The following is a 15,461-nucleotide window of genomic DNA, read 5'->3' on the forward strand; positions in this document are numbered from 1 at the left end:
CGCATGGATCCACGCCTGTCGGGGATATCGAGTTCGGTGACCGCCAGTGGCCTCGTCTTCACCGCGGGGCTGGTGTCGCCCGCGGTTCTGGCCGGTGAAACCCGTGATTTCGCCGGACAGGTCGATGACGTGCTGGCCTTCCTCGACGAGGTGCTCGCCGAGTGTGGTGTGCATCGCGGGTCGGTGGTGCGCATCGAAGCGTTCCTCGGCGACCGCCGCGACCATCCGATCTGGGACGCGAAATTCCGGGAGCGATGGCCGCAGTCCCCGCCGGCGAGAACCACGCTGTCGCTGGATCTCGTTCCCGCGGGAGTGTCGTTCGAACTGCAGGCAGTCGCGGTGAAAGGACAGGAATCATGACCAACGTTCACATTCTCGGCTCGGGCACACCCACCCCCACTCCGGACCGGTTCGGCAGCAGCTACGTCGTCGAGACCGGGGGCGAGCTGGTCATGTTCGACTGCGGCCCCGCGGCGACGCAGAAGTTCGCTCGCGCCGGCCTCGGCATTCTCGACCTGTCGGCGACGTTCCTCACCCATCACCACTACGACCACGCCGTCGACCTGCCATGCCTGCTCCTCGTGCGGTGGGACCAGGCCGTCAACGACACGCCTCCGATGATGGTGTGCGGTCCTCAGCCCACCACGGCGATCGTCGACGAACTGGTCGGCACCAACGGCGTTTTTCGCCGCGATATCCGCGCCCGGATCGAGCATCCGGCCAGCCAGAAGACCTTCGAAATGCGCGGCGGCGTGCTTCCCCGGCCCTGGCCCGACTTCCGGACCCGCGACCTGGAGCCCGGCGACACCGTCGACGGGGGTGCCTGGAGCGTGAGCATGGCCCGGGCCGCCCATGTGCAGCCGTATCTCGACTCGCTGGCCTACCGCATCGAGACACCGGACGGCAGTGTTGTCATCACCGGGGACACCGCGCCGTGCGAGGAAGTGGTCACACTGGCCAAGGACGCGGACATGATGTTGTGCTGTTGCTGGGATCACCAGGACGGGAGCGAGCACATCGACGAGTGCGTCGCCGAGGGGATGGTCGGCACGATGTGCGGACCGGAGGAGGCCGCGCGGATGGCGAAGGAAGCCGGTGTCGGCAAGCTGGTCCTGGTGCACTCGACGCCGAGCATTGCGCAATCGGAGCCGGCGGCACGTGCCGTTCGGGTCGCCGAGGGCATCTTCGGCGGGCCGGTGGTCTTCGCCCATGAAGGACTTCGGCTCAGCCTTTGAGAAGGGACAGGTCAGTGGTGGCAGGCGAATTCGAGCGGCTCGCCGAGAAGTATCAGGTGGTCGGCGCCCAAGCGGGGTTGCTCAGGCTCACCGGTCCGGACGGAGCGGCGGCGGTCGAGCTTGCCACCACCGGGATCCTGAACACCGAGTCCGGTGCTCCGGTAATCGACCAGGCGTTGTTCCAAATCGGGTCGATCACCAAGGTATGGACCACCTGCGTGGCGCTCCAGCTTGCCGACGAGGGCAGGCTGGACCTCGATGCCCCGGTTCACGACGCGCTTCCCGAGTTCGCTCTGGCCGGTCCCGAGTGCGGTGTCACCACGAGACACCTCCTCAGCCACACGAGCGGGATTCCGGGCGACCTGTTCAACGACACCGGTCGCGGTGACGACGCGCTCAGGCGGTTCGTCGCCGGCCTTCGCCAGGTATCGCCGCTGCATCCGCCCGGTGACGGATTCTCCTACAGCAACTCGGCGTTCGCCGTTGCCGGGCGCCTGATCGAAGTGTTGTGCGAGTGCACGTGGGACGACGCGATCCGGGATCGGATCATCAAGCCCCTAGGGCTCAGGCATACCGCGACCCTGCCCGAGCAAGTCCTCCTGCACGCCGCCGCGGCCGGTCATGTGATGGCCGAAGACGGCGCTGTGACGCGCGCGAACGTCTGGGGAATACCACGATCGATGGGGCCGGCGGGTGGAGTTTCCGCCACCGTGCGCGACCTGCTGTCCTTCGCCACGATCTTCCTGCGCGAGGACACCACGGTGCTGAGCCCGTCGGCGATCCGGGCGATGCGTCGGCCACACAAGCCGTGGGGTCTGGGCTGGGCACTCGACCGGTGGGGCGAGGTGGAGGTGCTGCAGCACGACGGGAGCACGCCTGGCCAGAGCGCGTTCCTGCGGGTGTTCCCGGCCCTGGGGTGCGCGGCCGCGCTCCTGTGCACCGGGCCCGAGGCGGACGGGCTGGCCCGCGAGTTCTTCACCGGCATCGCGAACCGGCTGAACATTCCCGGACCACCGACGTTCACTCCCCTTCCCGGGACGTGCGCGGCACCGGAAACCGGGACCTACGTGAACGGTGAAAGCTCCGTCCGGATTGATCTCGACGGCGACGCATTCGTCGCCACCCTGACGTCACCGTTCCCGATCGCTGGCGCCACCGGCCGGCTCCGCTCGCGGTTGGAGGCCATTCGTCCCGGTCTCTACACGGCGAGCCATCCACAGAAGCACGGCGGGGAACCCGTGCGGTTCTCGGCGGACCATCTGATGTGGGGCCTCCGGCGTTTCAACAAGGTGCTCGCCTGACGCGAGACCGGTGCGGATCTCACCGGGTGGCCGCGATCAGCGCTCTCGGTGGTTCAGATCGTTCTCGGCGATGTCGCTGATCGACTCGCGAAGCCAGCGGCAGTAGTCGCCACCGCACGCCGTTGGATCGAGGGCCGCGCGCAGGACGGCGAGGGCTCCCAGGTCAGCCGCCTGGAACAGGCCGAGCCAGCCCAGGCGGGGACTTGCGATGCCCCTGATGAGGGGGTGCAGCTCGTCGCCGAAGGCGGTGCGGCAGTTGCCGGAGTGGGCAGCGACCGCCAGTGTGGGTGCGCCGGCGGCACGCAAGCGGCGTTGTAGTCCTAAGACGGAGAAACGCACCCACGACTACGTTCGCCACGGGATCACGAACCTGTTCGCCGCCTTGAACGTGGGCACCGGCGAAGTCACCGGCGAGTGCTATCCCGCCCGAGACGGCGCGCAATTCCTGACCTTCCTGAAGAAAGCGGTGAAACCGCACGCGGGCAACGACATTCACGTGGTGCTGGACAACCTGTCCAGCACCACCACCCCGGACATCCAGCAGCAGTGGCTGGAGGCGCACCCGAACGTGCGCTTCCACTTCACCCCGAAGGGAGCCTCGTGGACCAACCAGATCGAGATCTGGTTTGGCATCATGACCCGCCAGTCGATCCGCCGCGGCACCTTCTCCAGCGTGAAGATGCTGACCACCCAGATCCGTGAGTACATCGACCACTGGAACACCAACCCCCAACCATTCACCTGGACCGCCACCGCCGACGAAATCCTGGCCAAGGTCCGACTCGTACAGACCAAATCCGCGCGCCGCTCGCCGGGGCTGCCGAACACCGGCTCGGGCGGGTTGGCGTCGGTCAGCCCATAACACCACATCGCGCGGATTCCGGATGCCCGCACGGCCTCGAGTGCCGCGCGCGCATGGTCGGGCGAGTTGACGACATGCAGGTGGTCGACCACCGTCGTGAAGCCGGCGTCGAGTGCTGCCACGGCGGCCGCCAGGGAGCCCGCGTGCACCTCGTCAGGCCCGACGATCGGTGCGTGGTTGAAGCGCAGGCCATGCAGGATCCGGTTACGAATCGACGGCGCGAGGTCGCTGTCCTCGATCCACGAAAACGTCCGCGCATACGGCTCGTGAAGTTGGACGATCGGGTAGTCGTTACCAGGCAGGAGCCGCTCTGGGCCGAAGGCGATGCAGCTGGCATGAAGAGCCGGAAGCGAGCCGTGCGCGACCGTGTCGTAGAAGAATTCGCGCAGCGTCGTGCTGAGTGGCTCCGCCAGGGACGGACGCAGCGTCGAGCCCTGGTTGTCGAGCCGTTCGAGGAGCAGCGAGACCATTCCGCCGAAGTGGGGAACGATGTGTCGAACCGCGGGAAAACGGCCCGGGATCCCGGACATGGCGAGCTGGACGGCGAGCGCGGTGTCCTCGACGCACGTCCCCAGCGACACCTCCAGGCCGAAGTCGTTGATCAGCGCGGACCCCGCCCCATTCCCGGTCGGATGGTAGAAGGCCACCGCCCATGCCGACTCGATCGCGGCGAACACCGGGTCGTAGTGCTGATCGGCGACGGATCTGCCGAGCACCGAGGTGCCCACCTGTGCGCCGACGACATTCGGGGCCTCGCGCCAGTGATCGATCTCCGTGACGGCCGCGCCGGCGTGGGGCAATGGAAGGGAAATGAACATCGAGAAGCGGTCCGGCCGTTGGGCGACCACCTGGGCGATAGCCTCGTTCGCGATCCTCGCCATCGCCGCGGCCCGCTTTTCGTCGCCGAAATAGAGAAACAGGCTCGCGAGCGACAGCACCTGCCGTTCCACCCCGGCCTCGTCCATCTGTTCGAGTCGCGCCTCGATCTGCGAAGGCGCGTCGGAGAACGGGCCGGGGAATTTCGCCAACTGATCGACATGTGACAGTTCCGCGGCGCCCGCACCGGACTCCGCACGTCGGGCGCTGCGATACGCGTCAACATACGCGTCCGGGCTGACGTGGGCGTGGACATCGATAATCATTGGTGCAGGCCAATCCTTTCGATAGCGTGGGACGTCATCGGTCGGACAGGAGAGCGTCGCTCAGGGTCTCGATCGTGTGCTCTCGCCCGTATCCACACGGAGAACGGATTCACCTCCCACGAGCAGGCGGCCAACCACGCGGCGGATGTCGAGTCCGACCAGCGGCGAGACAGGTTCGTCGACCCCCGCCTGGCACAAACCACAGTCGACGAGTGGATCCGGACATGGACGGACGCCCTTCACGTCAGCGACAACACCGGCACCGCCCTCGGCGAAATTCAGCGCATCCACGTCAAAGGATGGGTCAACAAAACACTCCGCACGAAACTCGGCGACAAAACCGTCAAAGACATCATCATTTTGTTCTCGACGATTCTCGGCGAAGCCGCCGATGAGGAATACATCGGCGCCAACTCTGCCGCAAACTACGCATCACTTTTGCCGACGGTCCCGAGCGACCGCACGCCAACCCGGACGAAGTCGACGCTGATGACGATCACCGCCGCCTACACCGGCATGCGATGGGGCGAACTCGCCGGACTCCAATGGATCCGCACCTACCTCGACGACAACCCTCGTATCGAAGTCGATCACCGCGAACGCCACCCGCACGCCCGATTTGTCTTCACCGGACCCGACTGCTCCTCAGACACAACAATGGCCCGCCGACCAAGATCGCCGACAGGCCATGTGACCAGGGAAAACAGATGGTGCGCGATACTGGGATTGAACCAGTGACCTCTACCGTGTCAAGGTAGCGCTCTCCCGCTGAGCTAATCGCGCGAGGTGGAGACGGGATTCGAACCCGTGTACACGGCTTTGCAGGCCGTTGCCTCGCCTCTCGGCCACTCCACCGCGACAGGCCCGAGAAGGCCTCTCTCCGAGCGGACGACGGGATTCGAACCCGCGACCCTCACCTTGGCAAGGTGATGCGCTACCAGCTGCGCTACGTCCGCACTGTCCGCGACTTCGGCGCTTACCGTGCCGCCGTCGTGGTAGGAGAACCATATCGGATCCGGATTCCCGCGATCACAGGGGGGTGCCGGTTCCGATTGCAGCGAGTCATCAGCCGAGATCGTTGGGAATGAGGTGAGTCAGCGCGTCGTCCACGTCGACCCACAGGTGCTCGTTGCCCGGCAGGACGACGTCGTAAGTCCGGTCGAGGAAGTCGGCCAGCTCCTGCGCGGAAGCCTCGAACATGGCGTGCCCGGACGGCGAGTTGAGCTCGATCAGCACCGACTCGGGGTCCTCGACCGACGGCCGGATCCGAACGTCCCCGTCGCCCGCCTCGGCCAGCAGGCCGTCAGCCAGCAAGTCGCGGGCGTAAACCCATTCCACCCAGCCGGCGCGGCCGGTGCGGAACGCCGCCACGATGGCGTACGGGTCACGGGTGTCGTAGCGCAGCTCGACCTTGACCGGCACCGCCGGCGTACGCGGTGCGAGCAGATCGAACACCGCCGTCGAACGGAGCGTCACGTGATCGTTACGCATGGTCTTACCTTTCGTCTCCCTCCACGGCCCGCCCGGCCGGGGTTCTCCGGGTGGGACGCGTCGGCCTCCCGATTCGCTCTCCGTTTGACGCACAATCACCCGGTTGAGTTCATCGATTCGCCAACCCACTTCCTGTCCCGTGATCGTCCACGTCTTACATACTGCTCGGTTTAGCCGCGGAGCGACAGCATCGAGTCTGCGATGTCGCAGGTGACACGTTCGGGCAGGGTCGGAAACGACGCTCGCGACCACCTGGTTGTTCGCTGCGTACCTGCTCATACGCGGACCGTGCACGGATAAGACCACCCGTTTGTCACAGCCCAGATGCCCTCGGGTAGAGTTCTGCCTCGTACCGCACGGGGGCGATTAGCTCAGCGGGAGAGCGCTTCGTTCACACCGAAGAGGTCACTGGTTCGATCCCAGTATCGCCCACCCCGTATTTCCGCTGGTCACACGGCCTGTCGATGATCTTCATCGGCAGGCTTTTCTGATTTTGGGGAGCAAATGGGGAGCACGGCCTCCTGACCACAACCTCCAATGGTCCTCGATGAGCCATGTCTTGTGCGTGTGACTCAGGTCATGGAAGTGCAGCTCCTGGTTGAGAGGTGGCCAGCCCTTCTTCTCGTCCCCGGCCTGGGCGGGTAGCCAGATCCTGCGGCGGAAGTTGGAGCGGCGGTGGAGCCCGCCGTTGGCTCCGGTGAACACGAACTGGGCGTCGGGGTTGCCTTCTCGGTGCGCCCGTAGCTCGTCGGCAAGGAATGGTGGCAGGTGCACCGTGCGGACGCTGGCCGGGGTTTTGGGCGGGCCGAGTTCCACCCGTCCGCGGACCTCGTGCAGTGCGCCGAACTTCGGGTCGATGTCGATATGTGGCGGGTCGTCGTCGAGGTAGGTGCGGATCCATTGCAACCCGGCGATCTCGCCCCACCGCAGCCCGGTGCAGGCATCGGTGACCACCATCGGTCCGATGTCCGGGGACATGCGCCCGGCCAGTGCGTCCACCTCGTCGGTGGCGGCGTGCGGACGTTCCGGCCGGTCCTCGAAACTGATCCGCAATTTCCGGCACGGGTTCGCGCCGATCAATTCCTCGTCCACGGGTTCCCCGAGAATCATCGAGAACAGCACGAGGATGTCCTGGGCGCTTTTGTCAGCCGTGTTGGGACGGAGTGTTTTGTTCACCCACCCCTTCACTCCCATGCGCTTAATGTCGCCCAGGCTGGTGCCGGACCAGCGGGGCAGGATGTGGGAGTCGTAGGTCGCCCAGGTGATGTCGGCGACGCGGTGCGCGTCCGACCACTGGCGGATCCACTCGTCGATGGTGGTTTCCGCCAGTCGAGGGTCGACAAACCGGCAGCGTCGCTGGTCGGACTCCACGTCGGCGGCACGGTTGTCTTTCTACCCATGCCATTAGTCGCCCTCTTTCAAGGAGAAAAGTGGATATGGCCGTGCCGGAAAATTCGACACGGCCATATGGGCGCTCTGTGTACGGAAAAACGCAACCCAACTGTGTTCAGGACTGAAAAGGAATCTGTGCGAGTTATCGGGTGGGGCGACCAGAAACGGTCCGGGGTCGTGCCGGTGGCCGGCCCCGGCGACGCGGCGCCGTATTTGTCTCGGGCGCGGTGTGCTGGTGTGTGATCGCGGGGCGGGCGGCGTCAGCGATGATCTGCTCCAGGTTGGCGTGGGCGAAGCGCAGGTGCTTGCCCAGGAAGGTGCACGCACGAGGCGGCGGGCCGACCGGCGGCGCAGCCACGACTCCGGAACCTGCAACAGGTCCGCCGCCTGGGCCGGGGTGAACAACACCGGCACCGAGTCACATCGGTGATCATGGCGGGAGGACAAGCACCCGAACAAAGTGTGGCCTCAGTCGGCGGTCTCGGCGAGGAGGTCTCGGAGTAGCTCCTCACCCTGGGGCCATGGGCCGAAGCCGGCCTCGGTGTTGACATGGCCGGCGTCGCCGAGGGCCACGAACCGTGCGCCCCACTGGTTGGCCAGCATGCGGGACCAGTCGATCTCTGCCCAGGGGTCGGTGCTGCTGGCCGCTAGGACAGTCGGGAACGGTAACGGGTCCGCCGCAGGCGGGCCGAAGCCGGCGATCGGCGCGCCGCGGGATGCCGAGTAGCCGATATCGGGTGGCGCCACCAACAGCGCCGCACGGACCTGGGCGTCGTGCCGGTGAGCCCAATGGGCAACGGTGTGACAGCCGAGGCTGTGTGCGACGAGCACGACCGGTCCTGCGGCCCGCCGGACCGTGTCGTCCAGTTCAGCAACCCACTCATCCCGGTCCGGCCGCTCCCAGTCTCGCTGCTCGACCCGAACGGCGCCGCACCGGTCCCGCAGCCAGCAGGACTGCCAGTGATCACCTCCGGAACCACCCCAGCCCGGCACGATGATCATGTTCTCCACGGCGGAGACGATAGCGCATCGGCCCTCACGTCGCCGCGTACCCACAGGCCGCAATGATTCCCGAAACGGAGCCTGGCGTAGTCGATACGCGATAGTTTTCGTCGACGCGAGGAGAAGAAATAGCGCGCCCGTACTTGGTGCCCGGAGCTGACGACTGAGTCTTGCGTATGACCTTGGCGACGACCAGAGCGTGCGGTTTCGTACACGCCGCCGTCTACATGAGACGGTCATCTTGTTTGCGTCCATGTCCGTGTGACCCGAACACGCCGGCAGTGCACCGGGGGCCACACCCGCTCCGGCCGGGGCATGACCACCCACCACCGATCTCGAACCGCGAATCGAGGGAACGTCATGTCCAGCAAGACCCGCACCCGCAAAACCCGCACTACCAGCACGACGGGCTCCGCTCGTGCCCTGCGGTCGGTGCCCGACCCGACGACTACGGCGAAGGTCCGCACGGACACTGAAGACAAGCTGTGGGCGGCGTTGCACGCCAACCCGGACAGCACCACCGCCGACCTGTCCACCGCCGCGAAGATCGGGAAGTCGACCGTGCAGAAGATCCTCGCCCGCTGGGCTGCCGACGGCAGCGTGACCCGGACAGCCCGGTCGCCCCGGACGACACCGACACCGTCGCCGCCACACCCACCGAGGGCGAATCGGCGATCAGCGAGCCAACCGACGCCGCTGCCGAGGACACCCAGGACAGCGCCGACACCGAGGCGAGCGACCCTGCGCAGGCCGAACCCGTCGCCGCCGAGGCGGCCAAGTCCAGCGATGGCGGCGCGGCGACCGACGGCGACTCGGCGACAGATGGCGGCGGGGACGAAAGGCCGCGCGGCTAGCACCGGGCGCGTTGCGTGGGATGGTGGGGACCACCTGCGCGACCACTCCGGCGAGCAGTTCGGTCCCACCGCGATCGCCAACGCCCTGGGTGGGAAGCGGAGGCGGCGGCTGCCCCTGTACCGACGAACTAGCTGGACAACCGTGCGATTATGGTTGTGGCCCAACGGCGAACCCGTTGGGCCACAACCACTTCGCTCGATTCCCTCGACGTTCCGCCGTTGGTGGTGAAGGAGTCCGCCTCCGCAGCAGGCATCGAACGCCCGAGCACGCCCAGCACCCGCAGGACGTAGACCTCGATGAACGAGATCTGGTTACGCACAACCTCGTTCGTTGCCGCGAAATCGCCTGCGTCGAGGGCGTCGCTGAACGCCTTGTCGGCCGCGCGGTTGTCGCGGTCGGCCGCGCACAACGCCTCCAGCACAGGTTCGGCGGTGACGGTGTGTCCGGCCTCGGCGGCCCACGCGACGGCCGTCCCGGCGATCGCGGTCATCGCCCTCGAGTCGGCGACCGCCGCGCGGCCCCCGCTGTCGGCGGGGGCGTTGAGCACGGTGATCCACCGGTGCCCTTCGGGGCTGTCGGCCAGCAGCAGTGCGGTGTCACTGTCGTCCACGACGGCGATCAGCACGGGGACGGGCGGTGGTGGCGTCCACCAGCGCGGCGGCCCAAGCGGGCGTCTCCTGGGCATGTCCGGCGACGGCGGCGAGCTGCCAGTCGTCGTTGGCGCGGCGGCCGACGAGTTCGGCGTCGTGTCCGGCCAGTGGATCCAGGTCGGTCAGCGGCGCCTCGGCGCGGTGCCTTTGCGGGCGAACTGGGGATCGATCCCCTTCGCGCGCACCAGGTCTCGGTGCTTGTCGGAGTCGTGGGCGCGGTCGGCGTAGAGCTCGTCGGGGCGGCGGCGGGGCCGCCCGCGTCGTCCCTGTACCGGCGGAATCGACTCGATCAGCGGGAGTAGTTGGGTGACATCGTGACGGTTGCCGCCCGCCACCGTCACCGCCGGCGGGAGGCCGCCGCCCTCGGTGATCACATGGTGTTTCGAGCCTGTCCGGGCCCGATCTACCGGACTGGGACCAGTTTTCCGCCCCCTTTTGCCTGGAGTCACCCATCGACCCGTGGATCCACGGCTAAATGGCGGCGGGCAGCGCGTGGGTGTAGCGACGCATGAGGATGCGCACGGCTGTCATGACGGTGCTGATCTCTCGGATCTCGTCGAGGGTGAGTTCGGGTCCGTGATTCCGGCGGAATCGGGCCATCACGGCTTGAATGTGCTGGAGTTCGCTGATTTCCAGGTCGGGGTCTATCCCGTGATCGGTGTTTCCGGCGGTTCGGTTAGTAGGTTTCGGCTCCCGGCCAGCGGTCACCGACGGCCTGTCGATGATCTTCATCGGCGGGCCGTCGGTGCTTGTGGGGAGCAGGGTCTCCTGATCACGATCCCCAGTCCGCCGATGTCATGCCGCTTTTGGCTCCATACCGGGGTTTTCGGTCCAGGTACGCGAAACTCGCCACAGTGGGCAAGCCGGTCATCATCGGCGAGATGGCGACCGAGGAGGTAAGCGGCAACAAGGCACAATGGATTCGTGTTCGACGTCGATCTGGCGTGGTTCAAGAACTCTGCTGATTGGCGGCCGCGTGCGAGGGACTGGCACGCAGGTTCAATGCGGTCCGGCACGGGCCTGAGTTCACTGTCGGCTACGGAAATCGTTGTAGCCAAGGAGGAGCATGCAGGCCGTCGAACGTGTCGTGCCGCGCTGGCCGGAACCACTTCCACCGATCTGGAGCCAGTTCCCGGCGGTCCCCGTGGCCGATGCCGTGGTGCCGCTGCTCGAACGAGACCCGCACGCACCGGCGCTCACCTTCGAGGACGGGCTGACGGTCAGCCGCGCGACCCTGCTCGAGGAATGCCGACGATTCACCGCGTACTTGCGCACCCGGATCACGCCGGGCGACCGGGTGGTGCTGGCGATCGGCAACCGTGCCGAGTTCTTCGTCGCGTGGCTGTCTGTGCTGGCGGCGCGGGGAGTCGCGGTCAAGCTCAGCCCGCGGATCGGACCCGCGGACGCGGCCCACGTCGTCCGGGATTCGGGCGCCGTGCTCGCGGTCTGCGAACCACAGGCGGTGGCGGTACTGGGCGACTTGCTCCCAGAACGGGTCGTGACCGTGGCCGATGACGAGCCATCCGGTCTCGCGGAGTTCGGACGGGACCTGGCACCGGCCTCGCTGACCGGCACCGGTGCCTCGGCGTCCGATATGGCGGGCCTGACCTACACCTCAGGCACAACCGGTCCCCCCAAGGGCTGCGTCCACGACCAGCGGCAGTACCTGCGCTACGCCGATCTCAAGCTGCGCATCCTGCCCTACGCCCCCGATGACGTCCTGCTCAACCCTCTGCAGTTCTACTACGGCGACTCGATCTGGCTGTGGCTGGCGTGCCTGCGCTCGGGCGCACGGTTCGTGAGCATGCGCCGGTTCAGCGTGTCACGGTTCTGGCCGGTGGTGCGCGAGTTCGGGGTGACCACCTTCCTCGGCATCGGCGCGATCCCCACCCTCCTGCTCAGCGCCCCACCGTCCGAACAGGACAGACAGCACCGGGTGCGGTTCGCCGCTCAGATCGGGGTCCCGCCCGACCGGCATCGCGAACTGGTCGACCGGTTCGGCTTCCCGTGGGTCGAGGGTTACGGCATGTCCGAATGCGGCTCCGCGATCGCGATGCCCATCGCCGCGAGCGAGCACTACATCGGCACCGGCGCCATCGGCATCCCGGTCCCCGACGTGGACATCGCACTGATCGACGACAACGGCGACCACATTGCCGGACCGGGAACCGGTCAGCTGATCGTGCGCACCCCGGACATGATGGGCGGTTACCTCAACCGGCCCAAGGCCACTGCGGAGGTGCTTCAGGACGGCTGGCTGCGCACCGGCGACGTCGTCCGGCGCGACGAGAACGGCGTGGTGTACTTCCTCGGCCGCAAGAAACTGATCATCCGGCGCGGCGGGGAGAACATCGCACCGGAGGAAGTCGAGGCCGTACTCCGACAGCATGAGTCCATTGTGGATAGTGCCGTGGTGCCCGTACAGGATCCGTTGTGGGGCGAGGAGATCAAGGCGTACGTCGAACTGCATGCGGGGCAGGTCTTCGAACCCGAAAAACTTGCCGCATTCTGCGCGGAACGTCTGTCCGCGTTCAAGGTACCCCGTTACTTCGAACACCGGACTGAACCGTTCCCCCGCACACCGAGCATGCGAATCCAGAAGTCCGCTCTCGCCGTCGACGGAGCGCACCTGACCGAGTCCGCGAAAGAGGTCTCGCCGCGTGTGAAGAACGGGAGTCCCCAGGAATGACCACCGCGCACAGCAAAGTGCCGAACACCAGACGGGTCGGCGCCGCACCCACCATCGACGACCTTTCGCCCGATGAGCGGCTCAGCACCGACGAACTGCGTGCCCGCCAGCTGAAGCATCTACAGTGGACACTCCAGCACGCATACACCAATGTGCCGCGCTACCGCAGGAAGTTCGACCAGGCCGGGGTGCATCCAGACGATTGCCGTGACCTGTCTGATCTCGCGAAGTTTCCGTTCACGACAAAGCAGGACCTGCGCGAGAACTACCCGTTCGGCATGTTCGCCGTGCCACCGCAGCAAGTGCGGCGCATCCACGCCTCCAGCGGCACCACCGGCAAACCGACCGTCGTCGGCTACACCGAGCAGGATATCGACACCTGGGCGACGGTCGTGGCACGCTCGATCTTCGCCGCGGGTGGTCGCCCCGGCCACAAGCTGCACAACGCCTATGGGTACGGCCTGTTCACCGGAGGCCTCGGTGCCCACTACGGCGCGGAAAAGCTCGGCTGCACCGTCATTCCCGCCTCCGGCGGCATGACCGCCCGGCAGGTGCAGATCATCACGGACTTCCGGCCAGAAATCATCATGGTCACCCCGTCCTACATGTTGACACTGCTCGACGAATTCGAGCGCCAAAGCCTCGACCCCCGACGCAGCTCACTCAAGACCGGCATTTTCGGCGCCGAACCGTGGACCGAGCAGATGCGCCGCGAGATCGAAGAACGCCTGGATCTCGACGCCGTCGACATCTACGGGCTGTCGGAAGTCATCGGGCCCGGCGTTGCGCAGGAGTGTGTGGAAACCAAGGATGGCCTGCACATCTGGGAGGACCACTTCTACCCCGAGGTCATCGACCCGGTGCACGAGCAGGTCGTGCCCGACGGCGAAACCGGCGAACTGGTTTTCACCTCGCTGACCAAGCAAGCCATGCCGATTATCCGCTACCGCACCCGCGACCTCACCGCGCTACGACCCGGCACCGCTCGGCCTGCCTTTCGCAGGATGGAAAAGGTCACGGGCCGCAGCGATGACCTGATCATTCTGCGTGGTGTGAACGTGTTCCCCACGCAGATCGAGGAAATCGTACTCGACGTCGAAGGATTGGCCCCGCATTTCCGGATCGAGCTCACCAAGCGCGACCGGATGGACCACATGACAGTCCTGGCGGAATGCCTCGCGGACGCCACCCCGACTCAGCGTCACGCTGCCGCGCTCGAAATCATGACCCGGGTCAAGGAGGGCATCGGCGTCTCCGTCGGGGTCGAGATCGTCGCCCCGGAGTCCCTCGAGCGATCGGTCGGGAAGCTGCGCCGCGTGATCGACCGCCGTCAGGGGTCGTGATGGCCCGCGGGTTCTATTTTGCCCGCCGCGGTTACCGCGCCTGCCACTTCCGTGGGAACACTGGTGCTGGCGTCAGGTCTTCGGCTGCCGCCGTGCCGCGCGGCCCAGCTCACGCGCGATGATCACTTGCTGGATCTGGCTGGTGCCTTCGTAAAGCCGGAACAGGCGGGCGTCGCGGAACAGCCGCTCCACCGCGTTGCCGCGCATGTAGCCCGAACCGCCGTGGATCTGCACCGCCCGGTCTGCGACACGGAACACCGCTTCGCTGGCAAAATACTTCGCCGCCGAGGGCGCGATCCGCACGTCGGTCCCGGCCTCGTAGCGGCGCGCGGCCTCCATCACGACTCCGTGAGCGGCGAGATAATCGGTGTAGGAATCGGCGATGAGCCCTTGCACGAGCTGGAAGTCCGCGATCGGCCGACCCGACTGAGTGCGCGACGTCGCGTAGGCGACCGACTCGTCGACCAGCCGCTCGGCCAGGCCGACGCACAGGGCTCCGATGTGGATCCGGCCGTGCGCGAGGCAGCGCATCGCGACCGAAAGGCCGTGCCCCGGCTCTCCCCCGATCAGCGCGTCCGGCCCGACCACCACCCCATCGAAACCGACGTCGGCCGTCCAGGCCCCGGCCTGTCCCATCTTGCGGTCCTTCGGGCCGACCGTGACGCCCGGCGTGCCGCGTTCGACCAGGAAGGTCGAGATCCCGCCGGCGTCGTCACCGATGCGGGCGAATACGAAGAACACGTCGGCCAACGGCGCGTTCGTGATGAACCGCTTGCTGCCGTCGATCACCCAGCCGTCACCGGTGCGGTATGCGGTCGTGCGGATCGAACTCGGGTCCGAACCGGCCTCGGGCTCGGTCAGGGCGAACGACGCGGTCCACTCCCCCGACGCGAGTTTGGGCAGGTACTCGGCCCGCTGCTCGTCAGTGGCGCCGAGCAGCAACACGTGTCCCGCGATGCCGTTGTTGGTGCCGAACATCGAGCGGAAAGCCGGCGACGTGTAACCCAGCTCCATGACCACGCGCGCCTCATCGACCACGGAAAGCCCGAGACCGCCGTACTTTTCGTCGATCGTGAAGCCGAAAAGCCCCATTTCCTTCGCCATCCGGCGCAGATCGTCAGGAATCGCGTCGGTCTCTTCGATCTCCGCCTCGGCCGGCACGACCCGGTCGCGGACCAGTCTCCGGACGGTGGCGAGGATGTCGTCGATGGGTACCTCGGCCACGTCACGCCACCCGCCCGAGCAACGCCGAGAGCGCACCAACCGCGCCACTTCCCGCACCCACCCGCAAGCCCTGGCCCCACAATTCACGCAAGCCGTTCGACAACGTCATTCAGACTCCTCGTCATATCGCTGACATCCTCGCCCCAAGACGAATTGTTTACCGTCCATTCGGTCAGGAAGCAACCGTGGCACGTTCGTTCTTCTCATCTGGCGCGCCGGATCAATGGGCATTACGCCGTCCGGCCACACCCTGTAACAGAGCTCAGAATCGCCGC

The 15,461-nt window shown here is 66.6% G+C and carries 15 protein-coding genes, 4 tRNA genes and 2 pseudogenes; 9 read left to right on the forward strand and 12 right to left on the reverse strand.

Annotated elements, in window-relative coordinates:
• The first annotated feature begins 3 nt into the window (after nt 1–3).
• The 3 genes from GKO32_RS21775 to GKO32_RS21785 are packed head-to-tail and all read left to right on the forward strand — an operon-like array spanning nt 4 to nt 2,536.
• Entirely contained in the window at nt 4–360 is a 357-nt protein-coding gene (locus GKO32_RS21775) for a RidA family protein (RefSeq protein WP_154758738.1), read from the forward strand.
• Nucleotides 357–1,235, forward strand: a complete 879-nt coding sequence (locus GKO32_RS21780) for an MBL fold metallo-hydrolase (protein WP_166459688.1) — start codon at nt 357–359, stop codon at nt 1,233–1,235. The genes GKO32_RS21775 and GKO32_RS21780 overlap by 4 nt, the downstream gene beginning before the upstream one ends.
• Before the next feature lie 17 nt (nt 1,236–1,252).
• The gene (locus GKO32_RS21785) at nt 1,253–2,536 is read left to right on the forward strand and encodes a serine hydrolase domain-containing protein (protein WP_166459689.1); all 1,284 of its coding nucleotides are present in this window, start codon (nt 1,253–1,255) and stop codon (nt 2,534–2,536) included.
• Nucleotides 2,537–2,572: 36 nt separating this feature from the next.
• On the opposite strand, the gene GKO32_RS38100 is transcribed toward GKO32_RS21785, so the two are convergent.
• A complete protein-coding gene (locus GKO32_RS38100; RefSeq protein WP_166459683.1) occupies nt 2,573–2,875 on the reverse strand; it encodes an SDR family NAD(P)-dependent oxidoreductase in 303 nt (100 codons plus the stop codon).
• Here GKO32_RS38100 and GKO32_RS40605 point away from each other — a divergent pair.
• Entirely contained in the window at nt 2,820–3,398 is a 579-nt protein-coding gene (locus GKO32_RS40605) for an IS630 family transposase (protein WP_376765987.1), read from the forward strand. The two genes, GKO32_RS38100 and GKO32_RS40605, sit on opposite strands and share 56 nt — an antisense overlap.
• 248 nt (nt 3,399–3,646) lie before the next feature.
• Here GKO32_RS40605 and GKO32_RS40610 read toward each other — a convergent pair.
• Nucleotides 3,647–4,540 (reverse strand): annotated as a pseudogene (locus tag GKO32_RS40610) (amidohydrolase family protein); the annotation flags it as partial.
• Between GKO32_RS40610 and GKO32_RS21800 the strand changes: the two are divergent.
• Complete coding sequence (locus GKO32_RS21800; RefSeq protein WP_154758742.1) at nt 4,523–5,278, forward strand: site-specific integrase; 756 nt, start codon at nt 4,523–4,525, stop codon at nt 5,276–5,278. The pseudogene GKO32_RS40610 and the gene GKO32_RS21800 overlap by 18 nt on opposite strands.
• Here the strand turns inward: GKO32_RS21800 and GKO32_RS21805 are convergent.
• From GKO32_RS21805 to GKO32_RS21820, 4 genes are all read right to left on the reverse strand, one after another.
• A tRNA-Val gene (locus GKO32_RS21805) sits at nt 5,249–5,323 on the reverse strand. The two genes, GKO32_RS21800 and GKO32_RS21805, sit on opposite strands and share 30 nt — an antisense overlap.
• A gap of 1 nt (nt 5,324) precedes the next feature.
• A tRNA-Cys gene (locus tag GKO32_RS21810) sits at nt 5,325–5,395 on the reverse strand.
• A 28-nt stretch (nt 5,396–5,423) separates the two neighbouring features.
• Nucleotides 5,424–5,496 (reverse strand) — tRNA-Gly (locus GKO32_RS21815).
• A 109-nt stretch (nt 5,497–5,605) separates the two neighbouring features.
• Entirely contained in the window at nt 5,606–6,031 is a 426-nt protein-coding gene (locus GKO32_RS21820; protein ID WP_154758743.1) for an SsgA family sporulation/cell division regulator, read from the reverse strand.
• 360 nt (nt 6,032–6,391) lie between these two features.
• Between GKO32_RS21820 and GKO32_RS21825 the strand changes: the two genes are divergently transcribed.
• Nucleotides 6,392–6,463, forward strand: a tRNA-Val gene (locus GKO32_RS21825).
• Nucleotides 6,464–6,502: 39 nt separating this feature from the next.
• Here GKO32_RS21825 and GKO32_RS21830 read toward each other — a convergent pair.
• Together GKO32_RS21830 and GKO32_RS21835 are read right to left on the reverse strand one after the other, a co-directional pair.
• The gene (locus tag GKO32_RS21830) at nt 6,503–7,402 is read right to left on the reverse strand and encodes a site-specific integrase (RefSeq protein ID WP_154758744.1); all 900 of its coding nucleotides are present in this window, start codon (nt 7,400–7,402) and stop codon (nt 6,503–6,505) included.
• A gap of 489 nt (nt 7,403–7,891) precedes the next feature.
• Nucleotides 7,892–8,425, reverse strand: coding sequence for an RBBP9/YdeN family alpha/beta hydrolase (locus tag GKO32_RS21835; RefSeq protein ID WP_154758780.1), 534 nt, complete (start codon nt 8,423–8,425; stop codon nt 7,892–7,894).
• 485 nt (nt 8,426–8,910) lie between these two features.
• Here GKO32_RS21835 and GKO32_RS38505 point away from each other — a divergent pair, with 485 nt between their 5' ends.
• Nucleotides 8,911–9,279, forward strand: a complete 369-nt coding sequence (locus GKO32_RS38505) for a hypothetical protein (RefSeq protein ID WP_208024503.1) — start codon at nt 8,911–8,913, stop codon at nt 9,277–9,279.
• Between the two features lie 128 nt (nt 9,280–9,407).
• Here the strand turns inward: GKO32_RS38505 and GKO32_RS21845 are convergent, their stop codons facing one another.
• The 3 genes and pseudogenes from GKO32_RS21845 to GKO32_RS21855 form a co-directional block, all read right to left on the reverse strand.
• Nucleotides 9,408–9,905 carry a hypothetical protein gene (locus GKO32_RS21845; protein ID WP_246244344.1) on the reverse strand — a complete coding sequence of 166 codons (498 nt, stop codon included), beginning with the start codon at nt 9,903–9,905 and terminating at the stop codon, nt 9,408–9,410.
• 162 nt (nt 9,906–10,067) lie between these two features.
• A pseudogene (locus GKO32_RS21850) lies at nt 10,068–10,367 on the reverse strand (transposase); the annotation flags it as partial.
• Nucleotides 10,368–10,401: 34 nt separating this feature from the next.
• Entirely contained in the window at nt 10,402–10,662 is a 261-nt protein-coding gene (locus tag GKO32_RS21855; RefSeq protein WP_154758745.1) for a hypothetical protein, read from the reverse strand.
• A gap of 334 nt (nt 10,663–10,996) precedes the next feature.
• On the opposite strand from GKO32_RS21855, the gene GKO32_RS21860 reads away from it, so the two are divergent.
• Nucleotides 10,997–12,619, forward strand: a complete 1,623-nt coding sequence (locus GKO32_RS21860) for a class I adenylate-forming enzyme family protein (protein WP_154758746.1) — start codon at nt 10,997–10,999, stop codon at nt 12,617–12,619.
• Complete coding sequence (gene paaK, locus GKO32_RS21865; RefSeq protein WP_154758747.1) at nt 12,616–13,962, forward strand: phenylacetate--CoA ligase PaaK; 1,347 nt, start codon at nt 12,616–12,618, stop codon at nt 13,960–13,962. Before GKO32_RS21860 ends, paaK begins: the two co-directional genes overlap by 4 nt.
• A 72-nt stretch (nt 13,963–14,034) precedes the next feature.
• On the opposite strand, the gene GKO32_RS21870 is transcribed toward paaK, so the two are convergent.
• Nucleotides 14,035–15,186 (reverse strand): acyl-CoA dehydrogenase family protein, encoded by a 1,152-nt coding sequence (locus tag GKO32_RS21870; RefSeq protein ID WP_312868288.1) that lies wholly within the window; start codon nt 15,184–15,186, stop codon nt 14,035–14,037.
• Between the last annotated feature and the right edge of the window lie 275 nt (nt 15,187–15,461).

Origin of the sequence: Amycolatopsis pithecellobii (assembly GCF_009707865.1) — a bacterium.
In the GTDB taxonomy this organism is placed as follows: domain Bacteria; phylum Actinomycetota; class Actinomycetes; order Mycobacteriales; family Pseudonocardiaceae; genus Amycolatopsis_E; species Amycolatopsis_E pithecellobii.

Bases quoted from the DNA above. Each gene is read 5' to 3' on its own strand.
- GKO32_RS21860 (WP_154758746.1), top strand. From the start codon at position 10,997: ATGCAGGCCGTCGAACGTGTCGTGCCGCGCTGGCCGGAACCACTTCCA.
- GKO32_RS21835 (WP_154758780.1), bottom strand. From the start codon at position 8,425: ATGATCATCGTGCCGGGCTGGGGTGGTTCCGGAGGTGATCACTGGCAG.
- GKO32_RS21820 (WP_154758743.1), bottom strand. From the start codon at position 6,031: ATGCGTAACGATCACGTGACGCTCCGTTCGACGGCGGTGTTCGATCTG.
- GKO32_RS21855 (WP_154758745.1), bottom strand. From the start codon at position 10,662: ATGAAGATCATCGACAGGCCGTCGGTGACCGCTGGCCGGGAGCCGAAA.
- GKO32_RS21780 (WP_166459688.1), top strand. From the start codon at position 357: ATGACCAACGTTCACATTCTCGGCTCGGGCACACCCACCCCCACTCCG.
- paaK (WP_154758747.1), top strand. From the start codon at position 12,616: ATGACCACCGCGCACAGCAAAGTGCCGAACACCAGACGGGTCGGCGCC.
- GKO32_RS21775 (WP_154758738.1), top strand. From the start codon at position 4: ATGGATCCACGCCTGTCGGGGATATCGAGTTCGGTGACCGCCAGTGGC.